Here is a 24,507-nt window from a genome sequence, read left to right as displayed (position 1 = left end):
AGAAGCGGTGGTGGAAACCGGCGCGCAGAAGCCACAGCTTCCGGCAGGTCGCGTAGTACCGCATCGCGCAGCGCCGTCGGCGCATCCCGGAGCCAAAGGCACTCCCGGAACGTCTCAAGACCGGGTCCGGCCAGGCTGGACCGCAGTCGGCGCCACCGGTCCGTCGTATCACCAGGGCAGAGGTTCAGGGCGGCGGTCCCACCACCATCCGTGGGACGAAGCGGCGCCCTCCGCCGGAAGAAGCTCCTTGCGGAGCAGACCGCCGGTGTCATCGACTGTCAGCTCGGCGAAGAGGGCGTCCAGAGACGCAAGAGAGTCCCGGAGCAAGACAGTAAGGTCCTGCGGGAGTCGAGTGCGCACCTGCTCCAGTTCGTCGCGCACTTCGAGGCGTTCACCGTAGAGGTCCGGGGGATACCAACCGGAAGGCGCCCACGCGGCTTCCATCTGGCGGACGAATTTTTCCCACGCACCGAGGCGATCGCTCGCCGTCCAGGCCGGCGATCCCAAGGTGCCGGCCTCGTCCGGGTGCATGCGTCGCAAGTTCGCGGCGAAGGCGTCGGCGAGTGGCGTTGCGATCTTCAGTTCGCGGACCACTTCCGGAATCCGGGCCACCGTGACATGCGGCAGTCGGCCGCCGACGGGATCCTCCACCCGGTCGATCGTGTAACGAGGTTCGTCGTCGGAACCGTACAGGCGTGCTCGCGTGACCAGACCGTCTTCCCTGGCCAGCCAGTACGCGCTCGGCGGCGCTTCTTCGGCGGGGAAGAGAACTACGGTGTCTGCCGCCCGGGCGAAGGCGGACGCCAGGTCGCGCTCGCTGGGTTGCGGTTGCACGGACTCCTGGACATAGATGTCCAGGGACGCGGACACGTCACCCAGCACCGTGACCTTGTCGCAGAACACCAAGGCATCCCAGTTGCGCAGCTCCTGGTCAGTGTCCTCGTCAGCGACGTCGACCTCCTGCACACGGACGCTCAGGCACTGCGCAAGTACCGCAGCGACAACGTCGACGCTCAAAGGCTCTACGGTGAGGAAGTTGTACGTCATGACGGATAGGTCCCGTTGTAGATGTCCAAGGCCTTCTGCACGGCCTGTGGGTTGTTCACAAAGCGCGGGGCACGGGTCAGCTGCGGGGCCGCACTGATGTCACCCTTGGCCTTGACGATCTGCTGGAGCGCGGCGTACTCGTTCCGGTCGAGCTTGACGATGCCCTCCCCGCTGTCGGGGAACACCCTGCCGGAGGGTTCGACCTCGTACGTGCGCCCGTTGATCTCATAGCGGCTGATCTGCGCCCTCCAGGTGGCATTGCCGGCAGCGATGTCAGCGACGTCTTGATTGACGTGCCGCTCATAGCCTCGCAGGATGACACTGTTCACTTCCTTGATCTCGCCGCTCCCCGCCCCTGAGACAGTATGCCGACCGTTCGGAGGCAGGAGACTCTTCCCAGCCGCGGGCCCCTTGACACCGCTGACCACAGGCCACGGCCCCTTACCCGGTCCGGTAGCGGCGCCGCCGGCGCCGCTGACCCTCATCGCATAGGCGTCGCCGGCCGCGAGATCACCCGGTACCCCGGCCAGGGCCATGCGAGGTCCGGCGAGATCGATGTCGATGCTGTCGAAAAAGCTGATCAAGCCTCCGGCGCGAACGGCTCGGTAAGTGGCGCCGGCCCCTCCGAGGAGACCACCGGTGAGGGCTCCGTACGCGCCGGCCTGCCGTGCCTCATCGAGGCTGAGTCCGCCCTTCTGCTCGCCCAAAGCGATAGAGACAGGCTGCGTGACGGCGAGATCCACCGTGATGGATTCGACGCCGGCGAAGGCCGCCGTGGCCAGGGTGGTGCCCGCGATGGTGGCGATCTCCTCGGTCACTGCGATGCCCAGGCCGGCGGCCATGTCCGCGACAGTGACCGCTGCCGCTGCTGCCGCGCCCTCCGAGATGCCCGCGGTGAAGATGGCCAGGGCGGTACCGGCGACGAGGGTGGCGCCGACGATCTCCAGCTCGTGTTCCAGCTTCTTCTTCGCGCTGTGCACGGCATCCGCGTACGCGTCCAGGGCCTTGGCCATGTCGCGGGCGGCGTCAGCCAGATCCTTCAGCCAGCCTTGCCCATCGTGGTAGTAGCGGCGCCAGTACGGGTCATCAAAGGCGGAGATGGCTTCGCCCTTGTTGTGCTCGATGATGGAGCGAGCTGCTTTGTTGGCGCCGGAGGTGACATCGTCGACGTCGTCGGCGAAGTTCCTCCACACCTTCGCGGCGTCCCGCAACCCCTCTTCATCGGCGTCCGGCCACCACATGCCCGTCAGGTCCTGGACGACCTTGCGGGCCTTGTCCGCGACACTCACTTGCCATCGCCCTTGGCGTCGCGATCGACGCGGATCCGGCTGAACATGCCTCGGATCAGTTCTTCGTTGTCGATGTGCCCGTCGGCCATGTCGACCATGGCTTCGCGAATGCTGGCCAGGCCATCAGCCAGGATCTGGGTGGACTGCTCGATCCGCTTGACATGCGGGCCATACGCCTTATGGAACTTCTCGCCCTGCTCGTCGTCGCCCCAAGGAGAGCCGGCCGCAGCCAGCCCGCGCTTCAACTTCGTGAGCGCTTGCGCGAGGGCAACGCTCTGATCGTGAAAGTGAGGCGCTGTCGCCTTGAGGTCGGCGATCTTGATGTCGAGTACCTCGCCGCTGTCGCCCATGAGTTGAGGTCTCCCCCTCCGTCGATTACCCGGGCATTCGACCCTAGTTAGCCATCGCCCCTTCACGTCCGCGAGCTACGCAAAGGCCGAGCAAAGGTCTGCTGGGGAGTCGTGAGCTTTGTCACTGGTCAGCGGCCCGAGAGGCGTGAGCAGGCTCGCCCGTACGGCCCGATGTGCTTGCCTCGTTCGGGGCTCAGCCTTCTTCCTGGGTTTCCAGGAGTCGCTGAAGGGCGGACGGCGGCCCTCGCCTGCAAGGACCGGCACAGTAGTGGTGCGGCAGCCGGCAGAGCGTGCACCATGACGGACTCGAACCGTTCGCCCGTCCGCCTGCGCACGCGCAAAGAATCTTCCGAGACCGGTCCTCGCACCGACGTAGTACCAGGGTCTGTAGAGCACATGCGCGCAGGACCCCACACGCTCTTACGCGGTCGTGCCCTTGGCGTGCCCTTCGGGACGGACAACTACGGTCAACAGCGGTGCCATCTCGCCCACACGAGAGCATCACGAGATTGCATACGTCCAGGTCACAACTGGTCTGGCCGCCGAAGCGCCGTCGCTTCCCAAGCTGAGAGCGCGAGTTCGATTCTCGTCACCCGCTCCAGATTGAAACCCCCAGGTCATGGACCCGGGGGTTTTTGTTGTCCCGACAGATCACTGCGGCATGTCGGCTCGTCCGCCGGCCACTCGACCGATTCGCCCCCGCCAAGGCCGGTTCCGGTGAAAAATAGGGCGAGTCGGAGGGGGAATGAGGGGCGAGTGGAAGACAACAGACGCATAGCCCTGCTCATCGGCGTGGGCGAGAATCCGGGAGCGGAGCACCTTCTTCCCTCCCTTGCGGCAACGGTCGCCACGGACCTGCGTGTGCTGGGCGCCGCCCTGAAGGGCAGCGGCTACGCGGTGGAAACGCTGCTGAACCCCGCCCGGAACGCGATCACCGGGCGCGTCTCCGCTCTGTCGTCGAGCGCGCCGCCCGGAAGCACCCTGCTGCTCTACTTCACCGGCCACGGGGTCCGCATCGGGACCACGGACTACTTGGTGCCGTCCGACGCGCTTGCTCCTGCCGGCGACGACGCGGCCGGGTGGGAGCAGCCCTACGTCCGGGAGTCGCTCCTGGACGCCGACATCAGCCGGTATCTGGCCAAGTGCAGGGCAGACACCGTGCTGTGGTTGATCGACGCCTGCCGCTGGGCGGAGCAGGGGCCCGCCTTCGGCAGCAACGTCGTCAAGGGACCGCCGCACAGCGGGTTCGCCATGATGACCAGCTGCGGGCCGGGTGAGCCCAGTGGCTTCGCGGAACGGGGCAGCTTCTTCACGACGGCGCTCGCCCATGCCTTCGACCCACTGACCGAGGCCACCACCGTCGAGCAGGTGTACGAGCAGACCAGACGGGACACCCGGGCCTTCTCGCTGCGCGCTCAGGCAGGCCCGCAGCAGGTTCTGATCCACTACGGCACTGATCTGGAAGCACGGACCAGGGCCCTGAAGGTCGCCGAGGGCCGACGGCTGCTGGAGGCCTGGCAGGCCGCCGTACGCGCGCCCGCCCTCTGGGAGCGGGTGGCGGATGGTGCTGCGGAGACCGTCGCCCATTTCCAGGACTGTCTGTCCTCCCTGGCTGCGCAGACCGCTCGCCACGTCCACCGGGCTCAGCAGCGGCTGCCCGATCCATGGGCGGACGACGACTTTCCGGTGCGGTTGCTCACCGACCGCCTGCCTCAGCTCCTGCCCAAGGGCGCCGAGCTGTCCGCCCTGGAGGTCACCGCGCTGATCGCCGCGGTTCTGCTGCACGAGACGGCGTGGGCCGAGCGGCTGAGCCAAGCCGCCGAGCTGGTGCCCCAGCTCGTCACGCACCGTACCGGGGCGGACGACCGGCGGCGGCACTACGAGCAGATCACCGAGCACTACCCCCAGATCACCGAAAAGCTCACGGACACGTACCTGTGGCTGGCCGACCCCACGGACGACCGCCACGCCGTCACGCTGTGGCTGGTCCACCGCTGGATCGTGGAGCGGTTCGCCACCGACGAGGAAGCCGTTCCGGCCGTGACGGCCGACGGCTTCGTCGCCCGGCTCCTCGATCTGCCGCCGCCGGCAGCGGGGGACCGGCTCAGCGGCCGGGCAGGAGCACTGTCCACGGCGCTGCGCACGGTCGCCGCGGGCCTCGCCGTCGGAGCACCACCGGACGACCAGCGGCTGCCACGCGAGCATCACGTCGTTCGCAGAACGCCGTATCGCCTGCGCGTACGCCCCCTCGCGGCGCTGCTGCGGCTCGCGGGGCTGCTCGCCCTCGACGCCCGGTGCCTGCCGGAAGTCCTCGCCGAGCACCTCGCAGTCTCCGACCCGGTGGTGCCGAGCGAGGTCATCTCCGTGCTCCGGGATGCCCTCTGGTACCTCGACCAGGACGGGAACGCCCCGTCGTATCTGCATCTCGACGCGGTCTGCCCGCACCCGGCGATCCACGCGGCGCTCGCCTCGGTCGTCGAGGACGCCGACGACCTCAGTCACCTGCTGCGTGAGTCGGCCCGGCACCTTCCACAGGCGGAGGCTGCGCTGCTGCGTGGACTCCCCGCGCGCCTGTCCGACCACCGGCTCCGGGCGGACCGCGAACACGGCGTGGACGCCTACGACGTCCCGCTCGCCCGGTTCTCGCTGGCGCAGACGGAGATCCGCCGGCTGCTGATGGGCGAGAAGCTGTACGACGGCGAGCCCGACCTCGCGCTACGGGAGCTGTACCAGAACGCCATGGACGCCTGCCGGTACCGGGAGATGCGCTCCAGGTATCTGCGGTCTCTGGGCCGGGAGCAGGGGCCGTGGGCGGGTCGGATCCGCATCGAGGTGGGTGAGGACAGCCGCGGCCTGTACGTCGAGTGTGTGGACAACGGCGTCGGCATGACGGCCGACCAGCTGAAGAACACCTTCACCCGGGCCGGCCGCCGCTTCGACCAGTCCCACTCGTTCCGCCGGGAGCAAGCCGCGTGGCTGCGCCACGACAATGCGCTGCGGCTGTACCCCAACAGCCGTTTCGGCATCGGTGTCTTCAGCTACTTCATGCTGGCCGACGAGATGACGATCGTGACCCGCCCGGTCGGCCCGGACGGCCGGCCCGCCGCGAGGGCGCTGCGGGTCGAGATCCCGGTCAGCGGCAGTCTCTTCCGGGTCCGGGAGGAGGGCGAGCGCGAGGGCGCGGCGCTGCCCGAGGGCGGTACACGCGTCCGGCTTCATCTGCGCCGGTCGGGGGCACTTCCCGCGGACTCCGCCGTATCGGTGCTGCGCTCGCTGGTCCTGATCAGCGAGTTCCGGCTGGAGGTGCGCGACGGGGACGGCACGGAGGAGGTCTGGCTGCCCGGACGTCTCAAGTTCTCCGACGAGAAGGGGGCGTTCTCCACCAGGTTCGCCATCGAGGCGGTGCCGGGCACGCTGTGGTGGGTCTCCGGCGACGGAGCGATCGTGTGCGACGGGATCGCCGCGGACAAGCGGACGTTCGGGTACGTGCTCAACCTGTCCGGCCCGCATGCCGGTGAACTCAGCGTGAACCGCAAGAAGTTGGAGCGATACGACACTCGGTGGGCGGCCGAGCAGTTCGAGCGAGGCGTGCGCGTGCTGGCGGAAAGCCCCGCGTTGAGCCTTCGCTGGCTGTGGAGCATGGAAGCCCGGGAGCCCTCGGTCGCCCGCATTCTCTGGAAGGCGCTACGGGGTCGGGGGACGCTCGCGTCGGACGATCTCGGCCGGCGGGTGAACCTCGACCAGGTGGGCTGGTTCCGGATGGACGCCTCCCTGGAGGGGCAGCGCGGGGGGCGTGAGGAGGAGAAGCCCTCAAGAGCGGTCCGTCCCTGGCGGCTGGCCGCCCTCGGCCCCGAGTTCCGGACCCGGAAGGAAGCGGTTCCGCTGTCCCTCGCCGGTCACCCGGTTCCGCAACCGGGCTGGTCGGACATCGCGGCGAAGGTCGAGGGCGACTGGCGGAACGCGGTGCTGGCGGCCCATGCGCAGGACACCACCGTGGCGGAGGTGCTTCGCGCGACGCGGGGCCTGCGCATCGCCCATCCGCGGCTGGCGGGACCGGCCGTCGTCGGCGACGGCGACCTGGACTGGAAGCCGGAGTTCATCGACTGGTACGTCATGCAGGGGCTGCTGGGCAGCAAACCCGATCCGCTGGACGACCTGAGGATCACCGTCTGGGGCCGTCCTCTGCCGCCCAAGCGCCGGGCCTCCCATGAGATCTACTACCGGCACCCGCCCGGGGATCTCTCCGGTATCGCCCGCGCCTCCGCGCATTCCCGGGAGCCGCTCGGCAGGCTGGCCGAGGCATGTGCCCGGTACGCGCCGTTCGTGGGCGATCCGCTGGACACTGTCCCGGACCACCACCGCGACCATGTCTGCGCGGAAACCGAGCTGCGGCTGCTGTACCTCCAGGAGGACAAGCACCACTGGCGGCCCGCCGTGCACCCGTGGGACGTGCCGTTGGTGGCAGCCGAGACGGGCCTGGACGTGGGCGAGGTGCAGCGGCGCATGGCCGAGTTCGCGTGGCTGGGCCGCCCCACACCCGATCCGGTCCTGGTCGCCCGATGGGCCGGCGTCCCGCCGGAGGTGGTCACCGTCCTGCGCGACTACCTCGTTCCCGGCGCCGACGGCCGTCCCGTACTGCCCTGGGCCGCCACCGTCGAACTGGCCGCGGAGTGCGAACTGTCCGTGTGGGAGGCCGAGCGCGCCCTCGCCCGTGAGGCGGAGTTGCTCGGAGTGGTCCACCGGCGGCGTTACACCAGGCGTTCCCCCGGGCGGGACGCCATTCCCTCACCCGATACGGGTCATCTGGCACGGTGGCTGCACCAGGCGGGCATCCGCCTGGAGGACGGCGTGTCGCTACGAGACCTCGCCTTCGTCCGCTCGCACCAGACGTCGTTCGAGGAACTTTCCTGGAGCCTCGAAGAGTTGAGGGAGGCAGAGGTGGATCTCCCCGACGCGGCGAACCTGCTGCGCGCCTGGGACGGCCTGCCCACGCCGAGCAGATACGCGTTCTCCGGTGAGGATCCCAGCTGGGTCGGCGCCGACTATCCCGTACCGGCGACCTCGGCCGTGCTGTTCACCGGAAGTCAGCGGCTTCGCCAGACGCTGTCCGTCCTGTGGGACGCCGCGCAGCGAGAGGCTCAGAACCTGGGGCTGAGCGACGGCCTCGTGGCCCCACGTCCGCCCGAGGAGCTGAGCGAGCTAGTCCCGACGTGGGACGAGATCGCGGCACTGGTCGGCGAGGGAGCGGACGAGGACGCGGACTACGAGTGGTTCGAGAGCCCTCATTGGGTTCCGCTCACCCCGCAGGGACTGGTGGGTTACGCCCGCGCCCGCACCATCGGCGCCCGGACGGCGTACCGGGCCCTGGCTCGTTTCCGCGCCATCGGCGCACTCGTGCCGGAGCTGACCGCCGAGGCCGAGGCGGCCCTGCCGGACGAGGTGCCCACCGCCCACGATGCCGTGGCGGTCGACCCGGCGTACCGCGTCTCCGAGCCCGGGGCCCCGCTGGTGCCACTCGACCTGGTCAGCATCGCGGGCCGTCTCGGCGAGTCGGTGCGACACACCTGGCAGCGGCGCATCGAGCCGTACCTCGCCCTGGAGGAGACGCCGCCGTCGATCACCGAGGTACCCGACGTCGTACCCAGCTGGCAGGAACTGGCGATCCTCTCCGAGGGCCACGACGGGAAGCTGCCTGCGCTGACCGGTCGTGTCGGGCGGGACCGGTTGGAGCGCTGTGCCCGGGCCGTGGACGAGACGCCCGAGTGGGTGCGGCAACGCCTTAAGACCTATGCGGGGATGTTCGCACTCCGTCTGGAGGACACCGCCAACGAGGGAGACGGATGACAGGGCCCGCCCGGCACGACCACGGTATGCCGTACGCCGACGAGGACCTCGGCGAGATCGACGCCGCCCTGTTCACCCAGCGGCCTGCCCCGGACGGAGAAGGCCTGGTCGTCGCGGGGACCTGTCCCCGATGTCACGGCGCCACCAGAACGCTGTTCCCGTGGGGCCGACCGGGAGCGGGAACGAAGGGCGCGCTCAGTCTGCTCTTCGGCAGAGGGTCCACCCGCAGGGCGGAGAGCGGGCCCGAACCGCTGCTGGCGGAGGTGCACTTCTGCGAGTGCGGCCACGCCCATCCGCAATGCCCGCCCGACACGTCGTTCGTCGGCTGCGGCGCGATCTGGAGACTCCTGCGATGAGCACCCGTTCCGAGCGTCGCTGGGCCGAACTCGCCCGTGAACTGGAGTTCACCAGGCTTCCGGATCTACGCCGACAGGCGGAAGGCTGGCGTACCGGTCTCACCGGGCTGACAGCCCTGCTCGCGGTCCTCGTACTGCTGAAGGGCCGCGACGATCTCGGCGACCTGCCCGAGGCGGCTCGCGCAACCGCCACCGGGCTGCTGATGACCGCCTTCGTGTTGTTGCTCATGGGCTCACTCCTGGCCACGCGAGCGGCGCACGGGGCCGCGGAACGCGAGATCCTCCTGGGCGGACAGGCCCTGCGCCGCTGGACCGAACAGGAAGTGGCCCGGGTGACACGGGCGCTGGCCTGGGCCGCCCTGTGCTGCGGCCTCGGAGTGATCCTGGTGGTCGGGGCACTCGGCGTCGCATGGGTGACGACGCGTGATTCCGGCCCTCGACCGGTCGTGGTGCGGACGGACACCGATGTGCTGTGCGGCGAGCTGGTCCTCGCCGACCGGAATCACGTGGAGATCAGCTCCGATACGGACGGCAAGGTCTCCTTGCCATGGACGGCCGTGGTGAGCGTGAAGCCTGGCAATACCTGCGACGGAGCGCCGTAGCCCAGTGCCCGTGGAGTCTCGGCCCAGACCGACACGTCGTCCAGTAGGACCGTTCGACGGACGATACGGCGATCAGGCAGCGCGCCCCGTGACGGAGTGCGCCGGCCACGCTTTCTGTGATCTTTTCAAGCCGAGCAGAGGGCTCTTCAGGCAGGCACTGGCGGCCCTGCGGACCGTGGTGGAGGATCCCGGACCGCCTCACCTCCGGGTGGAAAGCCGGACCCCGCCCTCGCCGTCCCCGAGGCTCAGGTAGTCGGTGGAGTGGGCTGTGCCGCGGAAGAGGTCGCGGGCGCTTTGTCGTCGTGGTAATTCTCCAGGATCTCCAGGAGCAGTGACCATTTGCCGGAGCGTGAAGCCAGATCGGAACGTGGTCACGTGGGCACCCCGGGCTCGGGCACCGACAACCATGCATGGCGAGGGAGCAATCGCCCGGAAGCGGTGTCTGCCGTTCGGGCCATGCCGAGCGCCCCGGCGAACACCTCGCGCACGGCCGTACACCGCTCCCCTCGGCCGATTCTGCCCAAGATATAATGAGCACCATCGTTTATATCCCAGGAGGTGCACCATGAGTCGGACAGTGATCGACCTCGACGATCAGCTGTTGGCAGACGTAGCCAAGGCCCTCGGCACCAGCACCAAGAAGGAGACGGTGAACACCGCGCTGCGCGAGGTACTGGAGAATCGGCGGCGGGCCCTGGCGCTCACCCGTCTGCGGGCTTCGGCAGAAGAGGGCGCCTTCGACCTCGATCTCTTCGAGGACAAGGGGAACTACCGCCGGTGAACGCCGCGCAATACCTGATCGACACCAGCGCACTCGCCCGCATGCTCCGCGGCGACGCCGAGCAGTACGGATGGGACCAGGCGGCAGCTGCCGGACTCATCGCCACCTGCCCCATCACCGAGCTGGAGTTCTTCTACAGCTCGCGTTCCGCTGCCGACCGTGCACAAGGCATCGAAGACATGCGCCTACTCTTCGGCTGGGTGCCGGTCGACGACCGCGCCTACGACCGCGCCTGGCGGGTCCAGGAGTTCCTCACCCAGCGCGGACAGCACCGCAGCGCCGGAGCCGTCGACCTGGTGGTAGCCGCCACGGCCGAGCTGCAGGGACTCACTCTGCTGCACCGCGACCGGGACTTCGAGTGCATCGCCGCCGTCACCGGCCAGGCGCTCCAGTGGTACGGGCCCGAAGCCGGCAAATGAACCACTCGTCGGCATCTTCGGTGAGGACCGACTCGCGACCCAGCCCGCCACCGCCTTCCCGCCCGCCGTCGCGGACACCGAGGGCGCCCGCCACCTGCAGACCGTCGGCGCCCCCACCGGGACGCTGCTGCTGCGTGAGCCCGAGGAGGACTCGGGGCGGCTGCCCCTCGTGCGGGAGGTCGTCGACGCGGAGGACTTCGAGGACGCCTCGAAGGACGCGGGCGAATGGCCCGTCATCGGCTGGCTGCTCAACGCCCACCTCGCCCTCGACCCCGGTTCCGGCAGCGTGTAGGCCTTCGACGCCGACGAGGAAACCGTGCAGCGGCTCCACACGGACGTCTCCTCCCTCGTCCAGGTCACCCTCCGGTTCCAGCGCCTGCTCGAAGAGTTCACCTTCAGCGGCGATGACGAGGAAGCCGGCTTCGAGCGCCTGGAGCGCGAGATCGAGCGGATCCGTCAGGAGACGAGCGGCATCGACCCGCTCCCCTTCCAGGACGACGAGACCGTCTGGTCGGTGGTCGGGGAGGAGATCGCCGCGGGCCAGCGCTTCATGGGCAACAGCCCGGGAGCCCGCTCGCTCCACGGGTGATCGCCGGCCTCCTCATCGACCTGCCCGGCCAGCGCCGTATGCCCGGGTGCGCGACAGGCGACGCCGCCGACTGTCACGCACTGAGTCGTAGGTGCTCAGGATCCCGGCATGGTGTCCCCGAACATGGGGTCGTCCCCCGACTTCCCGATGCCCACGGACGACGCACCGAAGCTCACCGCGCCGGTGGCCGTGATGCCTTTGGTGGAGCCGCGCAGGACCCATACGGCGCCGTCGTCGCTGTTCTCGCCGGCCGCGCCCACCGACAGGTCGGCGCGGCCGTCCTTGTTGTGGTCGGCGAGGTGGAGGGCGTCGCCGAACATGTCCGACGACTCGTTGGCGCCGGGGACGCCCGAGGTGTCCTGGTTGAAGGACTGGGCGCCGGTCCCCGTCAGGCCGGAGGCGCCGCCGCGCAGCACCCAGACGTTGCCCGCGTGGCTCGCGGAGCCGATGGTCTCGAAGTTCGCGCCTACGGCGAGGTCCGGATAGCCGTCGCCGTTGACGTCGCCCGCGGCGAGTGAGCCGCCGAACGAGTCGTCGGACTCGTCCGCTCCCGGCACACCCGCGGTGTCCTGGCTGAAGACGGCGCTGCGGGTGGTGTCGACGCCCGCCGTACCGCCGTAGAACACGGTGACGTAGCCGCCCTTGGCCGTCTGGTCGAAGATGTCGAGGAAGTCGGTGCCGACGACCAGGTCGTCGTGTCCGTCGCGGTCGAAGTCGGCCGCGGTGAGCGCGCCCGCGAACCCGGGGCCTGCCTCGGTCTGGAAGGTGGGCCCGGTCGAGCCGCCCCGGTAGACGAAGTTGCCCGCGGAGGACCCCACCACCAGGTCGTCCGCCCTGTCGTTGTCGAAGTTCCCGGCGGCCAGCTGGACGGCGCCCTTGGGGTACGCGCCGGACTCGATCTTGGCGTCGAAGCGCAGCTTCCCGGCGGCGCCCCCGGACTTGGTGAAGCCGCCCTTGAAGATCCACACGTCCTTGCCGGTGGAACCAACCGCCAGATCGGCCTTCCCGTCACCCGTGAAGTCACCGACCGCGAGGGACTGGCCGAAGCGGTCGTGGCCCGACGCGTTCGGGTCGCCGATCGTCGTGCCGCCCGACAGGCCGGACGAGCCGCCCCACAGGATCGTGACGGAACCGCCGTCGGCATCGCCGCCGACGTCCTCCAGCGGTGTGCCGACGACGAGATCGCCGTAGCCGTCGTTGTCGAGGTCGCCGTGCGCGAGTTCGGTGCCGAAGCGGTCGGAGGTCTCCGAGGTGCCGGGCACGCCGGGGGAATCCTGCGAGGTGGTCTTGTGGCGCGCGGCGCTGATCCCGCTCGACGAGCCGTAGTTGACGACCACGGCGCCCGCCTTCGCCTTCCCGCCGGCGACGGCACCCGGGGCGCCGGTCGCCAGATCGCGGTAGCCGTCACCGTTGAAGTCGTCGGCGAGGCCCGACGGGGCGGCGCTCGCGCCGCCGGGCGAAGTGATGACCAGGCCACCGGCGAGGGCGACCACGACGGCGGTGGCGCCCAGGACGGCGGGACGCCGGGAGCGCTTGTGGGGGGACCGGGGCATGGGTTCCTCTCCAGGACGTACGTACGGGCACAGAGATGACCTTCGGTGCGCCTGAAGGGTTGCACGGGAGAGGAGTGAGCGAGTTCAGGCAGATCCGGCTGATCATCGTGGTCAGCCACGCGGACAGTCAGCGCCCTCGGATACGCGCGCCCTCGGATGCGCTGTACGGCGGCGGGTTCGGCACGTTCGTGCCCGCCGTGACCTCCGGTGTCCCGGGTGGGACCTCCGGCGTGCTGATCGCGTCATGGCGGATCGGCTCCTCAGTGTGCCTCGCGGTACTCGGCACCGTGGGCGTCAGCGCGGCCGGCTCCGCCTGGCAGGGCAAGGTGTCCAGGCTGGACCCGACACGCCACGCAGCGCGGCACTCGGGCAGGGGCACGATGGGGGCGGCGGACGCGCACACCGTGGTGGAAACGCTCGGCACCTCTTTCCGGCAGGCCACCGTCGACTCCTTCCTGCACGGCTACCAGCCGGCCGTGGGCATCGCCGCAGCGTGCACGGCCATGGCCGCGGGCCTCGCCCGGACCGGGTTCCGGCAGCGGGCGGAGCGGCCGAAGGAGGCCGCGGGACGGGAGTCGGCGCGTCCCGTCCACAGCGTCGCGCATTGCTCGACAGGGCGGACGATCAGCGGGCTTTCGCGGGCGAGGGCGCGGTCGTCGACGGCCCCTGCGTCAGGGCTCGCGCCGGGAACCCGGGGGTGCGGGTCGCGCCCCGGTCGCGGGGGCGGTCAGTCGTCGGAACCGTGGCGCTTGCCGTGCTTGTCCTTGCCGTGCTTGTCCTCGCGCCCCTCTTCCTGGTCACCGTCTTGTTCCTGTGTCTGCCGCGGCGTGGGCGACGTGACGGGCGTCGAGGCCGGCGTCGGTGCCTCCGTCGCCGGTACGGACGTGGCGACCGTGGTGGGAACGGAAGCGGGCGGGGACGCAGGGGTGTCGTCGCCGGAGTTCAGCGACGCTCCGAGGGCCGCCGCCGCGGCGAAGAGGGTCAGGCCGATCCCGCCGGCCACTGCCCTGGCGGTCAGTTTGCGGCGGACCTGCGGACGGGAGTGCGTCGCGGTGCGCGACACGCGGGTTGGCGGGGCGGGTGCCGAAGTGGTGGGCGCGGGTGGGGCCGGAACGATGGCTGGGGCCGGCGCGAGTGCGGTGCCGTCCTGTCCGGGCGCCTGGGACACCCGGCCGTACGACGCGAGCCAGTCGGCCGCCTCGTCGGCGGTGGGACGGTGTGCCGGTTCCTTGGCGAGCAGGAGCAGTACGTAGTCGGAGAGCTGCTGGGGGATGCCGGGACGCAGCCGGGCGGGCGGCGCGGGCGGGGCGTCGACATGCTGCTGCACCACGGCCAAGGGGGTGGCCCCGCGGAACGGAGGCCGGCCGGTGAGGAGTTCGTAGAGCACGCAGCCGAGGGAGTAGACGTCGGACGCGGGGTGGGCGGGGCGGCCGAGGGCCCGTTCGGGAGCGAGGTAGTCGGCGGTACCGAGGATCTTGCCGGTGGCCGTCAGGCCGGCGGCCGCTTCGTCGGCGAAGCGTGCGATGCCGAAGTCGGCGATCTTCGCCGTACGGTCGGCGCTCAGCATCACGTTGGCGGGCTTGACGTCCCGGTGGATCACCCCCTGCCGGTGCGCGGCGGCCAGGCCGGCGGCCACTTGGGCCGCGAGGGCTGCCGCCTCCTGCGCGCCGAGGGCGCCGCGCAGGGAACGCTCCTGGGCCAGACTCCAGCCGTCGACGAGTTCCATGACCAGGTAGAGCCGGCCGTGGTGCGAGCCGAAGTCGTACATGCCGACGACGTTGGGGTGGCTGAGCCGGCCCCCGGTCTGGGCCTCCAGCCGGAACCGCTCCGCGTCGGCGGCCTCATCGGTCCGCAACAGCTTGACCGCCACCGGTCGGCCGAGAAGACGGTCGTCGGCCCGCCACACCTCGCCCATCGCGCCGCTCCCCAGCCGGTCCTGCAACTGGTAACGGTCGGCCAGCAACCCCTGCACACCCACCCCGATCACCACGACACCGTACGTCCCCGCACGCCCACGATCCGCATGAGGCAGGCAGACCACAGTGAACGAGCCTTCCGGCCCCCCCGCACACGACCACCCGCTCAGAAGGGGGGCGAGCGAGCGCCACGGGACCCTTGGTCGCGGGTCCACTTGGGCGTGGGACCACTACAAGGAGCGCAAGGACGCCGAAAGATGTCACGCCTGACCTTCAGGCGCAGGGGCAGACCGGTCACGGGGGAGAACCGGCACTGCCCCTGCACGTCGGCGCCCACGCGCCTCCCCCCGGAGGGTGAGCGCCACGACCCCGCCGGGGGGTCACTCTCATCAGCGCACCGGACCGCGGCCGTGTCACGGGGTGACGGACATCATCGCCGGACCGGCACTCTTGTGAAGAAGGGCACCCGCGGCCGTCACGAAGCACTCACCGATGGAGCGCACACCGGGACCGGACCGCTCGGAGGCCCGCCACCGGCTCCGGAAATCTGCGCAGGAGCGCCACACGGGCTGCACACAGCCTTTCAAAGGGGTCGTTAGCGTTGCTGGCCGCTCGACTCCCCGTACGAGCGTGACCAGGCCGTGGCCCGCGCGGGCCGACGGCGCAGTCAACCCAGGAAGACCGCAGATGGACTACTGCTCCACGTGTCGTCGGCATCTCAATGGCGCCCTGGTCTGCCCCGGGTGCGGTGCATACGCCCCGGACATCGCGCCGCCGGCCCTCACCGATCGTCTCGGCCCCGGCCGGTCCGCCGAGTCGGCGACCACGAGTGCGCCCACCGCCGCTCCGCTTGGGACCTGCGGCGGCGGCGAAGCCCCTTGGGAGCGTGCGTCCCAGCCGGAGCAGGACGCGGAGTCCACCACCGGACCGTCCGCCGACACCCCGGGCATACCTCCCGCGCGGCCGGGCAGGGCGGCACGCCGCCGCCAGCTCGCCCGCCTGAAGAAACACCAGCGGCGGGCCATGGTCGCCACCGCCTTCGCACTCGTCGGCGGCGGCCTGTCGCTCGCCACGATGGACCGGCACACCACCAGCCAGGCACAGGCGGCCACCGCACCGGAGGACCGGAGCATGGGCGGCGCGAAGGAGCGGGTGGAGACGGAGCCCGCTCGGCCGGTCGCGCAGGCCCCCGCGCACCGCGCGCCCCGCACCACGCCCGGGACCCACGCACCGATCCGCGTCACCCCTCGGCACCAGGCCGCCCCGGCCACGCCCGGCACCGCGCCCCCGGTGACCCGGCCGGACACCGTCCCCTCTCCCCGCCCGGTCGTCACGTCGTCCCCGCAGCGGCACACCACCGCGCCCGCGTCCTCCGGCGGCACGGCGAGCACGGACGGCTCGGTCCCCGACCACACCGGCACGGCGACCCGGCCGGCTCCCGCCCCGACGACCGGCGGCACGGAACCGGACACCTCCGGGACCACGCCCGCCCCGGCGGCGACGTCACCCACCCAGGTGTGTCTGCTGGTCCTCTGCCTCGGTTGACGCGCCGGAGCGACTCCCCCGGCCCCCAGGGAATTCAGCGGCTCGGACTGATCGACGAAGTGGTCCCGGGCTGAAGACCGTTGTGCTCGATCAGCGAGCCGTCGGGTCAGGGGAGGGCACGGAGCCGGCGTCGTGGGACGGCGCGTACGCCGGCTGCGGGCGCCGAGGCGGCCCTCAGTCCGGAGGCGGTGCGGCGGGCGGTGCGCTGGGACACTCCGAGGCGCTTGGCCATGGCCGCTTCGGTGTGGCCTTCGGCGAGAAGGCGCGGGCGGTGGCCCGCTGGCCGGTGAGGCCGTGCGCGTCGGTGGGGACGCCCTGGCCGAGGGGCCGGGCCGGACTCCCAGGCGGTCCTTGACGAGCGCGCACAGAGCGGTGAGCGTGCCAGTCGGTGCGCTCGGCAGCCGAACGGCTGGTGCGCGGTGGCCGCTTGCGTCCTGGCGGACCGTTCGCCACGTGACAGCGCCGGGCGACGGCCCGAGGGCCCGGACGACGTGCGTTCGTCCGGGCCCTCGACGACGGTCGGGTTATTGCACGTCCACGAAGTCGGCGGTCGACTTGGCGGCCGGGGTGGTGGAGGTGCCTGCGAAGTTCCAGCGCCAGTAGCCGTCTTCCGACGCGGGGACCGTGGTCGTCAGGGTGCCGGTGCTGGAGGTGTACACGGTCTTGACGGTGGTGTAGGTCGTGGTACCGGCCTTGCAGAACTGGAGCTTGACCGGCTGGTTGGTGTAACCCCGGTAATCGAGATTGTCCCAGTCGGCCCGGGTGAGCTTGCCGGTGACGGAGAGGGACTTGCCCTTGGCGATCGGTTCCGGGCCCGCGTCCACGGTGACTTTGGACGCCCGCTGCAGACGGGTCGTGGTGTAGCTCGCCGACTGGGTCCAGCTGTCGTCGTTGGCCACCCCCTGCACGCTGACCTTCCAGGTGCCGGCGTGCGCGTTGGTGAGCGCGGTGCCGCCGTACTTCCAGTCCGGTTCGAGGGAGATCGTCTGCGAGCAGGTGGAGGTGGTGGCACTCAGGGCGACGCAGTCCGCGTGGGAGTAGTACTCGTTCGACACGATGCGGTCGTCGTAGGTCTCGTACGGGTTCGCACCGTCCGGTCCACGCCACAGGACGAAGTCCGCGTCCTGGATGCCCGACGGGTGGGTGAAGGTCCCGGAAACCGTGATCGTCTTGGCGTAGAGACCGACCACGATGTCCCTGCCACCGTCGAAGGAGACGTTGCTGATCTGGACGTCGGTCTGGGTCTCGTCCGCGTAGGCGCCGGGGGCGGCGAAGCCGGCCAGCGCGGCGACGGCACTGAGCAGAGCAGAGGCAGCGCGTTTGCGCATGTGTCTCCTTCACAGAGGGAAGAGGGGGAACCCGCCGAGCGGGAGCGGCGGGGTGGCCGAATCCGGTCAGGGACCGGTCACGGACTTGATCGTGTACGGGTAGCTCTCCTGCTGCCAGATCACCGTGAACCGGGCGGTCGGGCGGCTGTCGACCTGGGGCACCCGGCCGTCCGACGTGAGTGTCTTCGTGGTGCCGAAGGTGCCGGAGCGGCTGATCACGCGGGCGCTGGTCCTGGTGTAGCTGTACGGGGGCGTCGACTTGGGGACGACCGTGTGGAAGACCAGCATGCCGTCGCCGTCGTCGTCGAGGGCCAGGTCGGGGCGGTCGCCGAGACCCAGGCTGGTGACAGCGCCCCGGGCGCCGGCCGCGGACAGGCGGCGGCCGAGCAGTTCGAGTTTGCCGCTGCTGTTGTAGCGGGTCCACACGATCATCGAGTCGCCGTCGAGGTCGGTCGCGAGGGCGTGGTGGAAGCCCACGTTGTCGGTGGAGGCCGAGATCCGCAGGGGGGACGCCAGTGTGCCGGTGCGGCTCCAGCGCGAGGCCCAGACCTGCGGGCGGGCACCACCGCCCGAGTGGTAGGTGATGACCGCGTCGCCGTCCCGGTCCACGCCGGCCCGCACCATGCCGAAACCGCCGTACGACGCGATCGGGGAGGTGAGCACCTTCGTCGAGGACACGGACGTCGACGTGATCCGCCTGGCGACGACGTCCGAACCGCGTACCCAGGCGACGACGAACCGGCCGCTGCGGTCCACCGCGATGGCCGGCTTCTCCGCCGAGCCCGAGCCGAGGGTGACGGCCGCCCCGACCGTGCCGTCGAGCTGGAGACGGCGGGCGACCGCGTACCAGCTTCCGTCGCGGTTCTCCGTCCAGGCCGCCATCGCGGTGCCGCCCGGGGTCACGGCGACCACCGGGGTGGTCGCGGGCGCCGACGTGGACAGCTTCCGCAACGGACCGACGAGGCTGCCGGAGGCCGAGACCCGCCGGCCCACGACCTGGCTGTCCTGCTGCCAGACCACCGCCGAGTCGCCCGTGTCGTCGGAGGCGGCCTCCGGCCAGGACGGCGCGGCACCGTCGGGCGACAGGGTGCGGATCGGTGTCACCGTACCGCTCGCGGTCTTCACCCTGGTCTGGATCCGGTAGTAGCAGCCCGGCGTCGAGAGGTCGCAGGCGTTCCAGGCCAGCAGGGCGTCACCCTGCCGGTCGACCGACACCGTGGGGGAATCGTCCGGGGTCCAGCCGGAGGCCGACACGTTCCACGCCGACGTCCACGCCGCCTCGGCGTTCATGGCCATCGTCGCGGTGACCGCGATCCCCGCCGCCGCGGCGACGGAAACCCCGGCAAGGACACGACGTTTCACCGAACGCCGATGACGTGCTGCACGAGGCGCCACCCTCATCCCCCGCTTCGTTCTTGTGCCTTGACCACAGTGGTTCACAGCCGTCACACAGGCTGCCCGCAATACCCAGCGCACCCGCAGGGGTAAACGTCACAGGCGGTGGTGAGCGGTCTGGTGGACGTGGCCGCGGCCGGCTGCCCCCCATCGGGACTGCGGAGCCGAACACGGGCGTCCTCCAGCAGGGTCATCCGCAGCTCGGCGTCCCGCGCGGGGGCGGCAGCGTCGGGCAGCCGGCCGCTGGGGCGCTCCGTGGAGCTGCGGCGGCGGTGGGAGAGGGAAGCTGCGTACGAGCACGGTGCCGGCATAGGCCACCGGGGATTCCGCGCGGCTGGTCCGCCGCCAGGAGCGGTACATCTTGGCGAGGGTCTCCTGGACCAGGTCCTCGGCGAGGTGCCAGTCGCCCGTGAGCAGGCAGGCGGTCCGGAACAGCGGCCCGCTGCGGGCGGCTGCGAACTCCGGGTGGTCCGCGGGTGCTTCCCCCACCGTGTGTCCTTTCGTGGTCGGACGTCATCTCCTGCACGCGGTGGGGGTGCTCCCGCGTGACGCCCGCGGCGGCATTCGGCGCCGCTCAGGCGGCGCGGGACGAGCGCCGGCCTGTCCGGGAGCGGGCGACGAGTTCCCGCCTGCCGCCCTGGACCAGACGCAGATGACGCGCTCCATGACGGGGTGACTTCGGTGAGCGCGTCAGCCAGTCCTCCACACGGTCCATGCCGTACAACATCAGTCCCACAAAGGGCAGGAGAAGGCAGGCAACGATGACCACGGTCGGGCTCCCTCCCGGCAGGCAACCGTGGACGGGTGCCCACAGGGCCGCCGGCCACCGGGCGTTCACGTGAACATGCTGTGTTCTCCCGCCTCGGGCACGCAGAGTGATGCCCCGGGCCTCACGGACCGGGGCATCTCCGCGTCGCCGTGTACCTCGGCGCTCCCGCTCAGGCGTGCCGCGCGTGGCGGACCGGTTGTCCGGCGGTGGCCGTACCGCGCAGTCGCCGGGCCGCGGCCAGCACCAGCACGCCGCTGATCAGGGCGTAGACACCGATGACCTGCGCGATGGTGAGCGCGCCCACGCCCGGCCGGGCCCAGACGAGCACTCCGGCGGCGACCGATACCGCGCCGGCCAGGAACAGCACCCCCTCGTGGTGCAGTTCGTGCCGGAAGCGCACGGCCGCCCAGATCTCCGCGATGCCGGTGACCACGGCCCAGGCCCCGGTCAGCGCGGCCAGGACCAGGGCGGTGACGCCGGGCCAGCCGATGCTGATCACGCCGGCCCCGATGCCCAGGACACCCCCGGTCGCGTGCGCCGCGCGATGGGTCCTGTCCCCTTGCCGGCGGAAGGCACTCACCAGGAGGGCGAGGCCGTCGGCAAGCGCGTACACGCCGAAGAGCAGGGCCAGCGCAAGGACGGTCACCCCCGGCCACACCAGGGCGGCCACCCCGAACAGCAGGGCCGCCGTACCCCGGGCCACGAGCATCCACATCAGCTGCCGCCGCACACCATCACCCCTTCGTCCGCTGAAACAGAGTTGTCCCAGGTACCCAGTGAAAGGCGCGCATCGACCTTCCGGCAGGTCGTTTCGCCTGCCGTTTGCGGGTTAATCGAGATGTCCCGGACATTACGACCCTTCAGGAGGACGAGTGACCACCACGGCACGGGACATCATGACCAAGGGCGCGGAATGCGTGGCCGCGGAGGAGACCGTTCTCGACGCCGCGCGCAAGATGACCGAACTCGGCGTCGGCGCGCTTCCCATCTGCGGCACCGACGACCGTCTCCGGGGCGTTCTCACCGACCGGGACATCGTCGTCAAGGTCCTCGGCGCAGGGAAGGACCCCGCCGCCGTCAAGGCCGCTGACCTGGCGCAGGAAGAGGCCGTCACGATCGGCGCGGACGACGACGCGGAAGAGCTTCTGCGCACCATGGCCGCCCACAAGGTACGCCGTCTGCCCGTCATCGACGGCCACCGCCTCGTCGGCGTCGTCGCCCTCGCAGACGTCGCCCGGGCTCTGCCCGACCGAGCCGTCGGCGACCTCCTGGAAGTTCTCTCCAGCGACTGATTTTCCGTCCGCACCACAGAATGCGCGTGAATGCGCTCCCACTGGTTCCCCCGCTTTTCCTTCACAAACAAGGCGTTTTCGAGGAATGCGGGAACCAACCCAGGGCAATCGGTGGGGCAGGAGGTAGATAACTATGGTTCCCTTGCTGCTTGTTCTGCTCCTCGCGCTGATTCTCTTCGGCGCCGGATTCGCCATCAAGGTTCTCTGGTGGGTCGCCGTCGCCGTCCTGGTGCTCTGGCTGCTCGGCTTCGTCATGCGCTCCACCACCGCGGGTGGTGGCCGCGGTCGCTGGTACCGATGGTGACCCTGACCCACCATCCCTTCCACACGCGGGGACCGGCTGAAGCTCAGCCGGTCCCCGCGTGTGTGCCGGCTCGCCTATGTGACGGTCGAGCGCGAGGGTGGCTGAAAGCACGCGGTGACGTCCTTGCCGTGCGGGCAGCGGTGGACCTCCACGGTGTCGGCCAGCGCGTCGACCAGCAGCAGACCGCGTCCGCCCAGTGCACCGGCTCCGGGGTCACGCGGCTCAGGCAGCCGAGGAGAGGCGTCGTGGACGGTGACGTGCAGACACACCTGGTCCCAGGTGAGGATCAGCTGTGCTGTGCTGCGGGCGTGCACGTGAGCGTTGGTGACCAGCTCGGACACCGTCAACAGCACCGAGTCCACCAGGTCCGGCGCCGTCTCGGTCCAGCCGAGCGCCGCCAGGTGGGCGCGCGTCCAGTCCCGGGCCGCCTTCACCCCGCTGCTGATCGGCAGCGAGCGCGCCCATCCCACTGCCCTCACCGAGGAGTCCCCGGCCATGTTCTCCTCCTTCGTCCGTCCCGCTGTGTCCCCACGTCTGCCCCGGATCCGCCGGTTGGTGTCCGCCAGGGCGTCACCCGATCCGTCCGGGCCCGGGTGTAGGCGCAGGATGAGGGGGTAGCAGCGCGAAGACGCCGACCGCATCCCGTCGGCGCTGGCGGACAGATCGATCGCGGGAGGGGAACAGCATGGTGCTCACGAGCACGACGGCAGCCGACACGCAGACCACCGGACTGCCCGAAGTCGCCGATCCCTCCCAGGTGGCGCCCAAGGACGCCCGGGAGCTTTCACGGTTGTTCTTCGAGCAGCTGGCGGTCCTGGAAGAGGGCACCCAGGAGTACAGCTACGCCCGGAACACGCTCATAGAGATGAACATGTCCCTGGTCCGCTACGCGGCCGGCCGCTTCCGCAGCCGCGGGCCGGAGGAGATGGAGGACATCGTCCAGGTCGGCATGATCGGCCTGATCAAGGCGATCGACCGGTTCGAGCTGTCGCGGGAGGCGGAGTTCACCTCCTTCGCCATTCCGTACATCGTCGGAGAGATCAAGCGGTTCTTCCGCGACACCACCTGGGCCGTCCACGTGCCCCGCCGCCTGCAGGAGGCCCGCGTCCAGCTCGCCCGCGCCACCGAGGAACTGCGCAGCCGGCTGGGCCGCACCCCGACCGACAAGGAACTGTCGGAGCTGATGAGCCTGTCCGAGGACGAGGTCCGCGAGGCCCGCCTGGCCGCCAACGGCTACAACTCCTCCTCCCTGGACGCCACGATCAACGGCAGCGAGGAGGGCGAAGCGGCTCTGCAGGACTTCATCGGCGCCGAGGACACGGCGCTGGAGCTGGTGGAGGACTTCCACGCCCTGGCTCCCCTGATCGCCGAACTCGACGAGCGGGACCGGCAGATCATCCACATGCGCTTCGTGGAGGAACTCACCCAGGCCCAGATCGGCGAACGCCTCGGTGTCTCCCAGATGCACGTCTCCCGACTGCTCTCCCGCTGCCTGACCCGCCTGCGCGAGGGAATGCTCAGCACCCGCTGAAGCCGGCGGTCCCGCGTCCACGTCCGCCGGGACGTCACGCGTCATCCGCGCGGCCTCGGCGGAGGCGGGGCGGAGCAGGTCCCGCAGGAGGCGGCGACGGCTCGGCCGGCGCCCCGCTTGTAAGATCCGCTTCGACCAACTCAAGCCATATCCGGGGGAATCACCTCATGACCAAGCGCTTCTCCGCCCTGGCCGTCTCCGCGGCCATCGTCGGAGGCCTCCTCATCACGTCGGTGCCCACTCACGCCGCCACGTCGGCCGGCCAGGGCGCGGTCTCCACCAAGGCGGCCATCAGGTGCGACAAGGACCAGATGCGCCGGCAGATCGCCGCCCTCAAGGACAAGGCCGCGCAGCTGAAGCGGCTGGGGGAGACCGCGGCGGCCCGGAAGGCGCTCAACGAGGCGGCTGCCATCCAGAAGAAGCTCAACGCGTGCATCAAGGCCGAGGAGGACGCGAGCAAGCCCTTCCCCGGATGAGTCTCCGGTGCGATGTGTGGCGCCGTCCGGCCCGTTCCACGGGTGGACGGCGCCACGCCCTTGTCCGGTCCGGTGACGCCGATTCCGCCGGCGTACCGCGCCCCCTGGGGTCACGACCCGTCCGGCTGGCACCGCGGGCACCACACCGTGCCGCGGCCGGCCATCCGGGAACGGCGCAGAGGGGAGTCGCAGCGGGGGCAGGCCGGGTCCGGGTCGTCGCGGTGGCCGGTGAGCCAGGAGTCGCGCGGTGGGACGCAGCCCGCGGCGACCGCGTCGCGGAGGGTACGGCGCATGTGCGTGTACAGGCGGCGGCGGTCGGCCCGGTCGAGGTCACTCGCCCGGCTGTCGGGGCGCAGCCCGGCGCGCCACAGGATCTCGTCCGCGAGCAGGTTGCCGAGGCCGGCCAGGACGGACTGGTCGGTGAGGGCGGCCTTGACGTGGCCGCGGCGTGAGGCCAGCGCGGTCTCGAACTCCTCGCGGCTCACCGCCATCGCGTCGGGGCCCTGGCGCTCCAGCCGCCGGCTGACCTCCGCGTCGTCGTGGGCCAGCCAGAGGCCCTGGAGTTTGCGCTGGTCGCGGTAGCGCAGCTGACGGCCGCCGCTCAGGGTGAACAGAACCCGGTCGTGGGCCTCCACCGCATCGTGCGGACCGCCGCAGACCAGCCTGCCCGTCATGCCGAAGTGCAGCAGGACAGTGGGGCCGTCGGCGGTGTGGGCCAGCAGCCACTTCCCGTGCCGCTCCGGCTCGGTGAAGCGTCGGCCTTCCAACGCGTCACGGAGACCTCGCGGGCCGACCCCGTGCAGGACGCCCGTGTCGCGTACGTCCACGCGTTGGATGACCCGTCCTGTCGCGCAGGATGCGAGCACCTTCCGGAACCCCTCGACGTCCGGCAGCTCAGGCATGGCGGACGTCCCCCCGGCGGCTGAGGCGGGACGCCGGGAGGACGGGCTTCACCGGGGGGACGGCGCCGGCGCCCGACGCGCGCTCCTTCGTGCCGGGCCCGCCCAGGAGACACCGGAGACGTGGGCGCCGACTCCGGCCGAGCGTCCGGGCCGCCGGGTACGGCCGTGCGGGCGGGACAGGAGCGCTCAGGTCCACATCAGCCTCCTCCCTGCTCCCTC

20 protein-coding genes and 2 pseudogenes are annotated in these 24,507 nt (G+C 70.7%); 11 read left to right on the top strand and 11 right to left on the bottom strand.

Annotated features, from left to right (window positions below; genetic code table 11):
- Nucleotides 1–168: 168 nt before the first annotated feature.
- The 3 genes from AB0L21_RS02250 to AB0L21_RS02240 are packed head-to-tail and all read right to left on the bottom strand — an operon-like array spanning nucleotide 169 to nucleotide 2,686.
- Nucleotides 169–1,047, bottom strand: coding sequence for a hypothetical protein (locus tag AB0L21_RS02250; RefSeq protein WP_365781719.1), 879 nt, complete (start codon nucleotides 1,045–1,047; stop codon nucleotides 169–171).
- The gene (locus AB0L21_RS02245; protein ID WP_365781717.1) at nucleotides 1,044–2,336 is read right to left on the bottom strand and encodes a hypothetical protein; all 1,293 of its coding nucleotides are present in this window, start codon (nucleotides 2,334–2,336) and stop codon (nucleotides 1,044–1,046) included. The genes AB0L21_RS02250 and AB0L21_RS02245 overlap by 4 nt, the downstream gene beginning before the upstream one ends.
- Complete coding sequence (locus AB0L21_RS02240; RefSeq protein ID WP_365781715.1) at nucleotides 2,333–2,686, bottom strand: hypothetical protein; 354 nt, start codon at nucleotides 2,684–2,686, stop codon at nucleotides 2,333–2,335. The genes AB0L21_RS02245 and AB0L21_RS02240 overlap by 4 nt, the downstream gene beginning before the upstream one ends.
- 756 nt (nucleotides 2,687–3,442) lie before the next feature.
- Here AB0L21_RS02240 and AB0L21_RS02235 point away from each other — a divergent pair.
- The 6 genes and pseudogenes from AB0L21_RS02235 to AB0L21_RS02210 form a co-directional block, all read left to right on the top strand.
- Complete coding sequence (locus tag AB0L21_RS02235; RefSeq protein ID WP_365781713.1) at nucleotides 3,443–8,530, top strand: caspase family protein; 5,088 nt, start codon at nucleotides 3,443–3,445, stop codon at nucleotides 8,528–8,530.
- The gene (locus AB0L21_RS02230; protein ID WP_365781711.1) at nucleotides 8,527–8,886 is read left to right on the top strand and encodes a hypothetical protein; all 360 of its coding nucleotides are present in this window, start codon (nucleotides 8,527–8,529) and stop codon (nucleotides 8,884–8,886) included. Before AB0L21_RS02235 ends, AB0L21_RS02230 begins: the two co-directional genes overlap by 4 nt.
- Nucleotides 8,883–9,488, top strand: coding sequence for a hypothetical protein (locus tag AB0L21_RS02225; protein ID WP_365781710.1), 606 nt, complete (start codon nucleotides 8,883–8,885; stop codon nucleotides 9,486–9,488). Before AB0L21_RS02230 ends, AB0L21_RS02225 begins: the two co-directional genes overlap by 4 nt.
- Before the next feature lie 565 nt (nucleotides 9,489–10,053).
- Entirely contained in the window at nucleotides 10,054–10,269 is a 216-nt protein-coding gene (locus AB0L21_RS02220) for a type II toxin-antitoxin system VapB family antitoxin (RefSeq protein WP_351239434.1), read from the top strand.
- On the top strand, nucleotides 10,266–10,688 hold the full coding sequence (locus AB0L21_RS02215) for a PIN domain nuclease (protein ID WP_365699032.1): 423 nt from the start codon (nucleotides 10,266–10,268) through the stop codon (nucleotides 10,686–10,688). The genes AB0L21_RS02220 and AB0L21_RS02215 overlap by 4 nt, the downstream gene beginning before the upstream one ends.
- Nucleotides 10,689–10,692: 4 nt before the next feature.
- A pseudogene (locus AB0L21_RS02210) lies at nucleotides 10,693–11,277 on the top strand (SUKH-4 family immunity protein); the annotation flags it as partial.
- Nucleotides 11,278–11,372: 95 nt separating this feature from the next.
- Here AB0L21_RS02210 and AB0L21_RS02205 read toward each other — a convergent pair.
- Together AB0L21_RS02205 and AB0L21_RS02200 are read right to left on the bottom strand one after the other, a co-directional pair.
- Nucleotides 11,373–12,830, bottom strand: a complete 1,458-nt coding sequence (locus tag AB0L21_RS02205; RefSeq protein WP_365781708.1) for an FG-GAP and VCBS repeat-containing protein — start codon at nucleotides 12,828–12,830, stop codon at nucleotides 11,373–11,375.
- A gap of 727 nt (nucleotides 12,831–13,557) precedes the next feature.
- Complete coding sequence (locus tag AB0L21_RS02200) at nucleotides 13,558–14,817, bottom strand: protein kinase (RefSeq protein WP_365781706.1); 1,260 nt, start codon at nucleotides 14,815–14,817, stop codon at nucleotides 13,558–13,560.
- Nucleotides 14,818–15,433: 616 nt separating this feature from the next.
- Here AB0L21_RS02200 and AB0L21_RS02195 point away from each other — a divergent pair.
- On the top strand, nucleotides 15,434–16,291 hold the full coding sequence (locus AB0L21_RS02195) for a hypothetical protein (RefSeq protein ID WP_365781704.1): 858 nt from the start codon (nucleotides 15,434–15,436) through the stop codon (nucleotides 16,289–16,291).
- A gap of 524 nt (nucleotides 16,292–16,815) precedes the next feature.
- On the opposite strand, the gene AB0L21_RS02190 is transcribed toward AB0L21_RS02195, so the two are convergent.
- The 4 genes and pseudogenes from AB0L21_RS02190 to AB0L21_RS02175 all read right to left on the bottom strand — a co-directional run bounded on the left by AB0L21_RS02190 (nucleotide 16,816) and on the right by AB0L21_RS02175 (nucleotide 20,513).
- Nucleotides 16,816–17,619, bottom strand: a complete 804-nt coding sequence (locus AB0L21_RS02190) for a calcium-binding protein (protein ID WP_365699028.1) — start codon at nucleotides 17,617–17,619, stop codon at nucleotides 16,816–16,818.
- Between the two features lie 66 nt (nucleotides 17,620–17,685).
- On the bottom strand, nucleotides 17,686–18,981 hold the full coding sequence (locus tag AB0L21_RS02185; RefSeq protein ID WP_365781702.1) for a hypothetical protein: 1,296 nt from the start codon (nucleotides 18,979–18,981) through the stop codon (nucleotides 17,686–17,688).
- Between the two features lie 215 nt (nucleotides 18,982–19,196).
- A pseudogene (locus tag AB0L21_RS02180) lies at nucleotides 19,197–19,503 on the bottom strand (sigma factor); the annotation flags it as partial.
- 449 nt (nucleotides 19,504–19,952) lie between these two features.
- Entirely contained in the window at nucleotides 19,953–20,513 is a 561-nt protein-coding gene (locus AB0L21_RS02175; RefSeq protein WP_365781700.1) for an HdeD family acid-resistance protein, read from the bottom strand.
- Between the two features lie 166 nt (nucleotides 20,514–20,679).
- Between AB0L21_RS02175 and AB0L21_RS02170 the strand changes: the two genes are divergently transcribed.
- Entirely contained in the window at nucleotides 20,680–21,075 is a 396-nt protein-coding gene (locus tag AB0L21_RS02170; protein ID WP_365699267.1) for a CBS domain-containing protein, read from the top strand.
- A gap of 133 nt (nucleotides 21,076–21,208) precedes the next feature.
- Complete coding sequence (locus AB0L21_RS02165) at nucleotides 21,209–21,379, top strand: hypothetical protein (RefSeq protein ID WP_014673915.1); 171 nt, start codon at nucleotides 21,209–21,211, stop codon at nucleotides 21,377–21,379.
- 74 nt (nucleotides 21,380–21,453) lie between these two features.
- Here AB0L21_RS02165 and AB0L21_RS02160 read toward each other — a convergent pair whose 3' ends face one another.
- Nucleotides 21,454–21,876, bottom strand: a complete 423-nt coding sequence (locus tag AB0L21_RS02160) for an ATP-binding protein (RefSeq protein ID WP_365699025.1) — start codon at nucleotides 21,874–21,876, stop codon at nucleotides 21,454–21,456.
- Nucleotides 21,877–22,064: 188 nt separating this feature from the next.
- Here AB0L21_RS02160 and AB0L21_RS02155 point away from each other — a divergent pair, with 188 nt between their 5' ends.
- Together AB0L21_RS02155 and AB0L21_RS02150 are read left to right on the top strand one after the other, a co-directional pair.
- A complete protein-coding gene (locus tag AB0L21_RS02155; protein ID WP_365699024.1) occupies nucleotides 22,065–22,910 on the top strand; it encodes an RNA polymerase sigma factor SigF in 846 nt (281 codons plus the stop codon).
- Between the two features lie 167 nt (nucleotides 22,911–23,077).
- The gene (locus AB0L21_RS02150; RefSeq protein WP_365781698.1) at nucleotides 23,078–23,386 is read left to right on the top strand and encodes a hypothetical protein; all 309 of its coding nucleotides are present in this window, start codon (nucleotides 23,078–23,080) and stop codon (nucleotides 23,384–23,386) included.
- Nucleotides 23,387–23,496: 110 nt separating this feature from the next.
- Here the strand turns inward: AB0L21_RS02150 and AB0L21_RS02145 are convergent, their stop codons facing one another.
- The gene (locus AB0L21_RS02145; RefSeq protein WP_365781696.1) at nucleotides 23,497–24,288 is read right to left on the bottom strand and encodes a DNA-formamidopyrimidine glycosylase family protein; all 792 of its coding nucleotides are present in this window, start codon (nucleotides 24,286–24,288) and stop codon (nucleotides 23,497–23,499) included.
- Nucleotides 24,289–24,507: the final 219 nt, after the last annotated feature.

This window comes from Streptomyces sp. NPDC052721 (genome assembly GCF_040678315.1).
Lineage (GTDB): Bacteria > Actinomycetota > Actinomycetes > Streptomycetales > Streptomycetaceae > Streptomyces.
The sequence above is the reverse complement of the archived record's forward strand: the minus strand, read 5'-3'. Positions and strand labels throughout refer to the sequence as shown.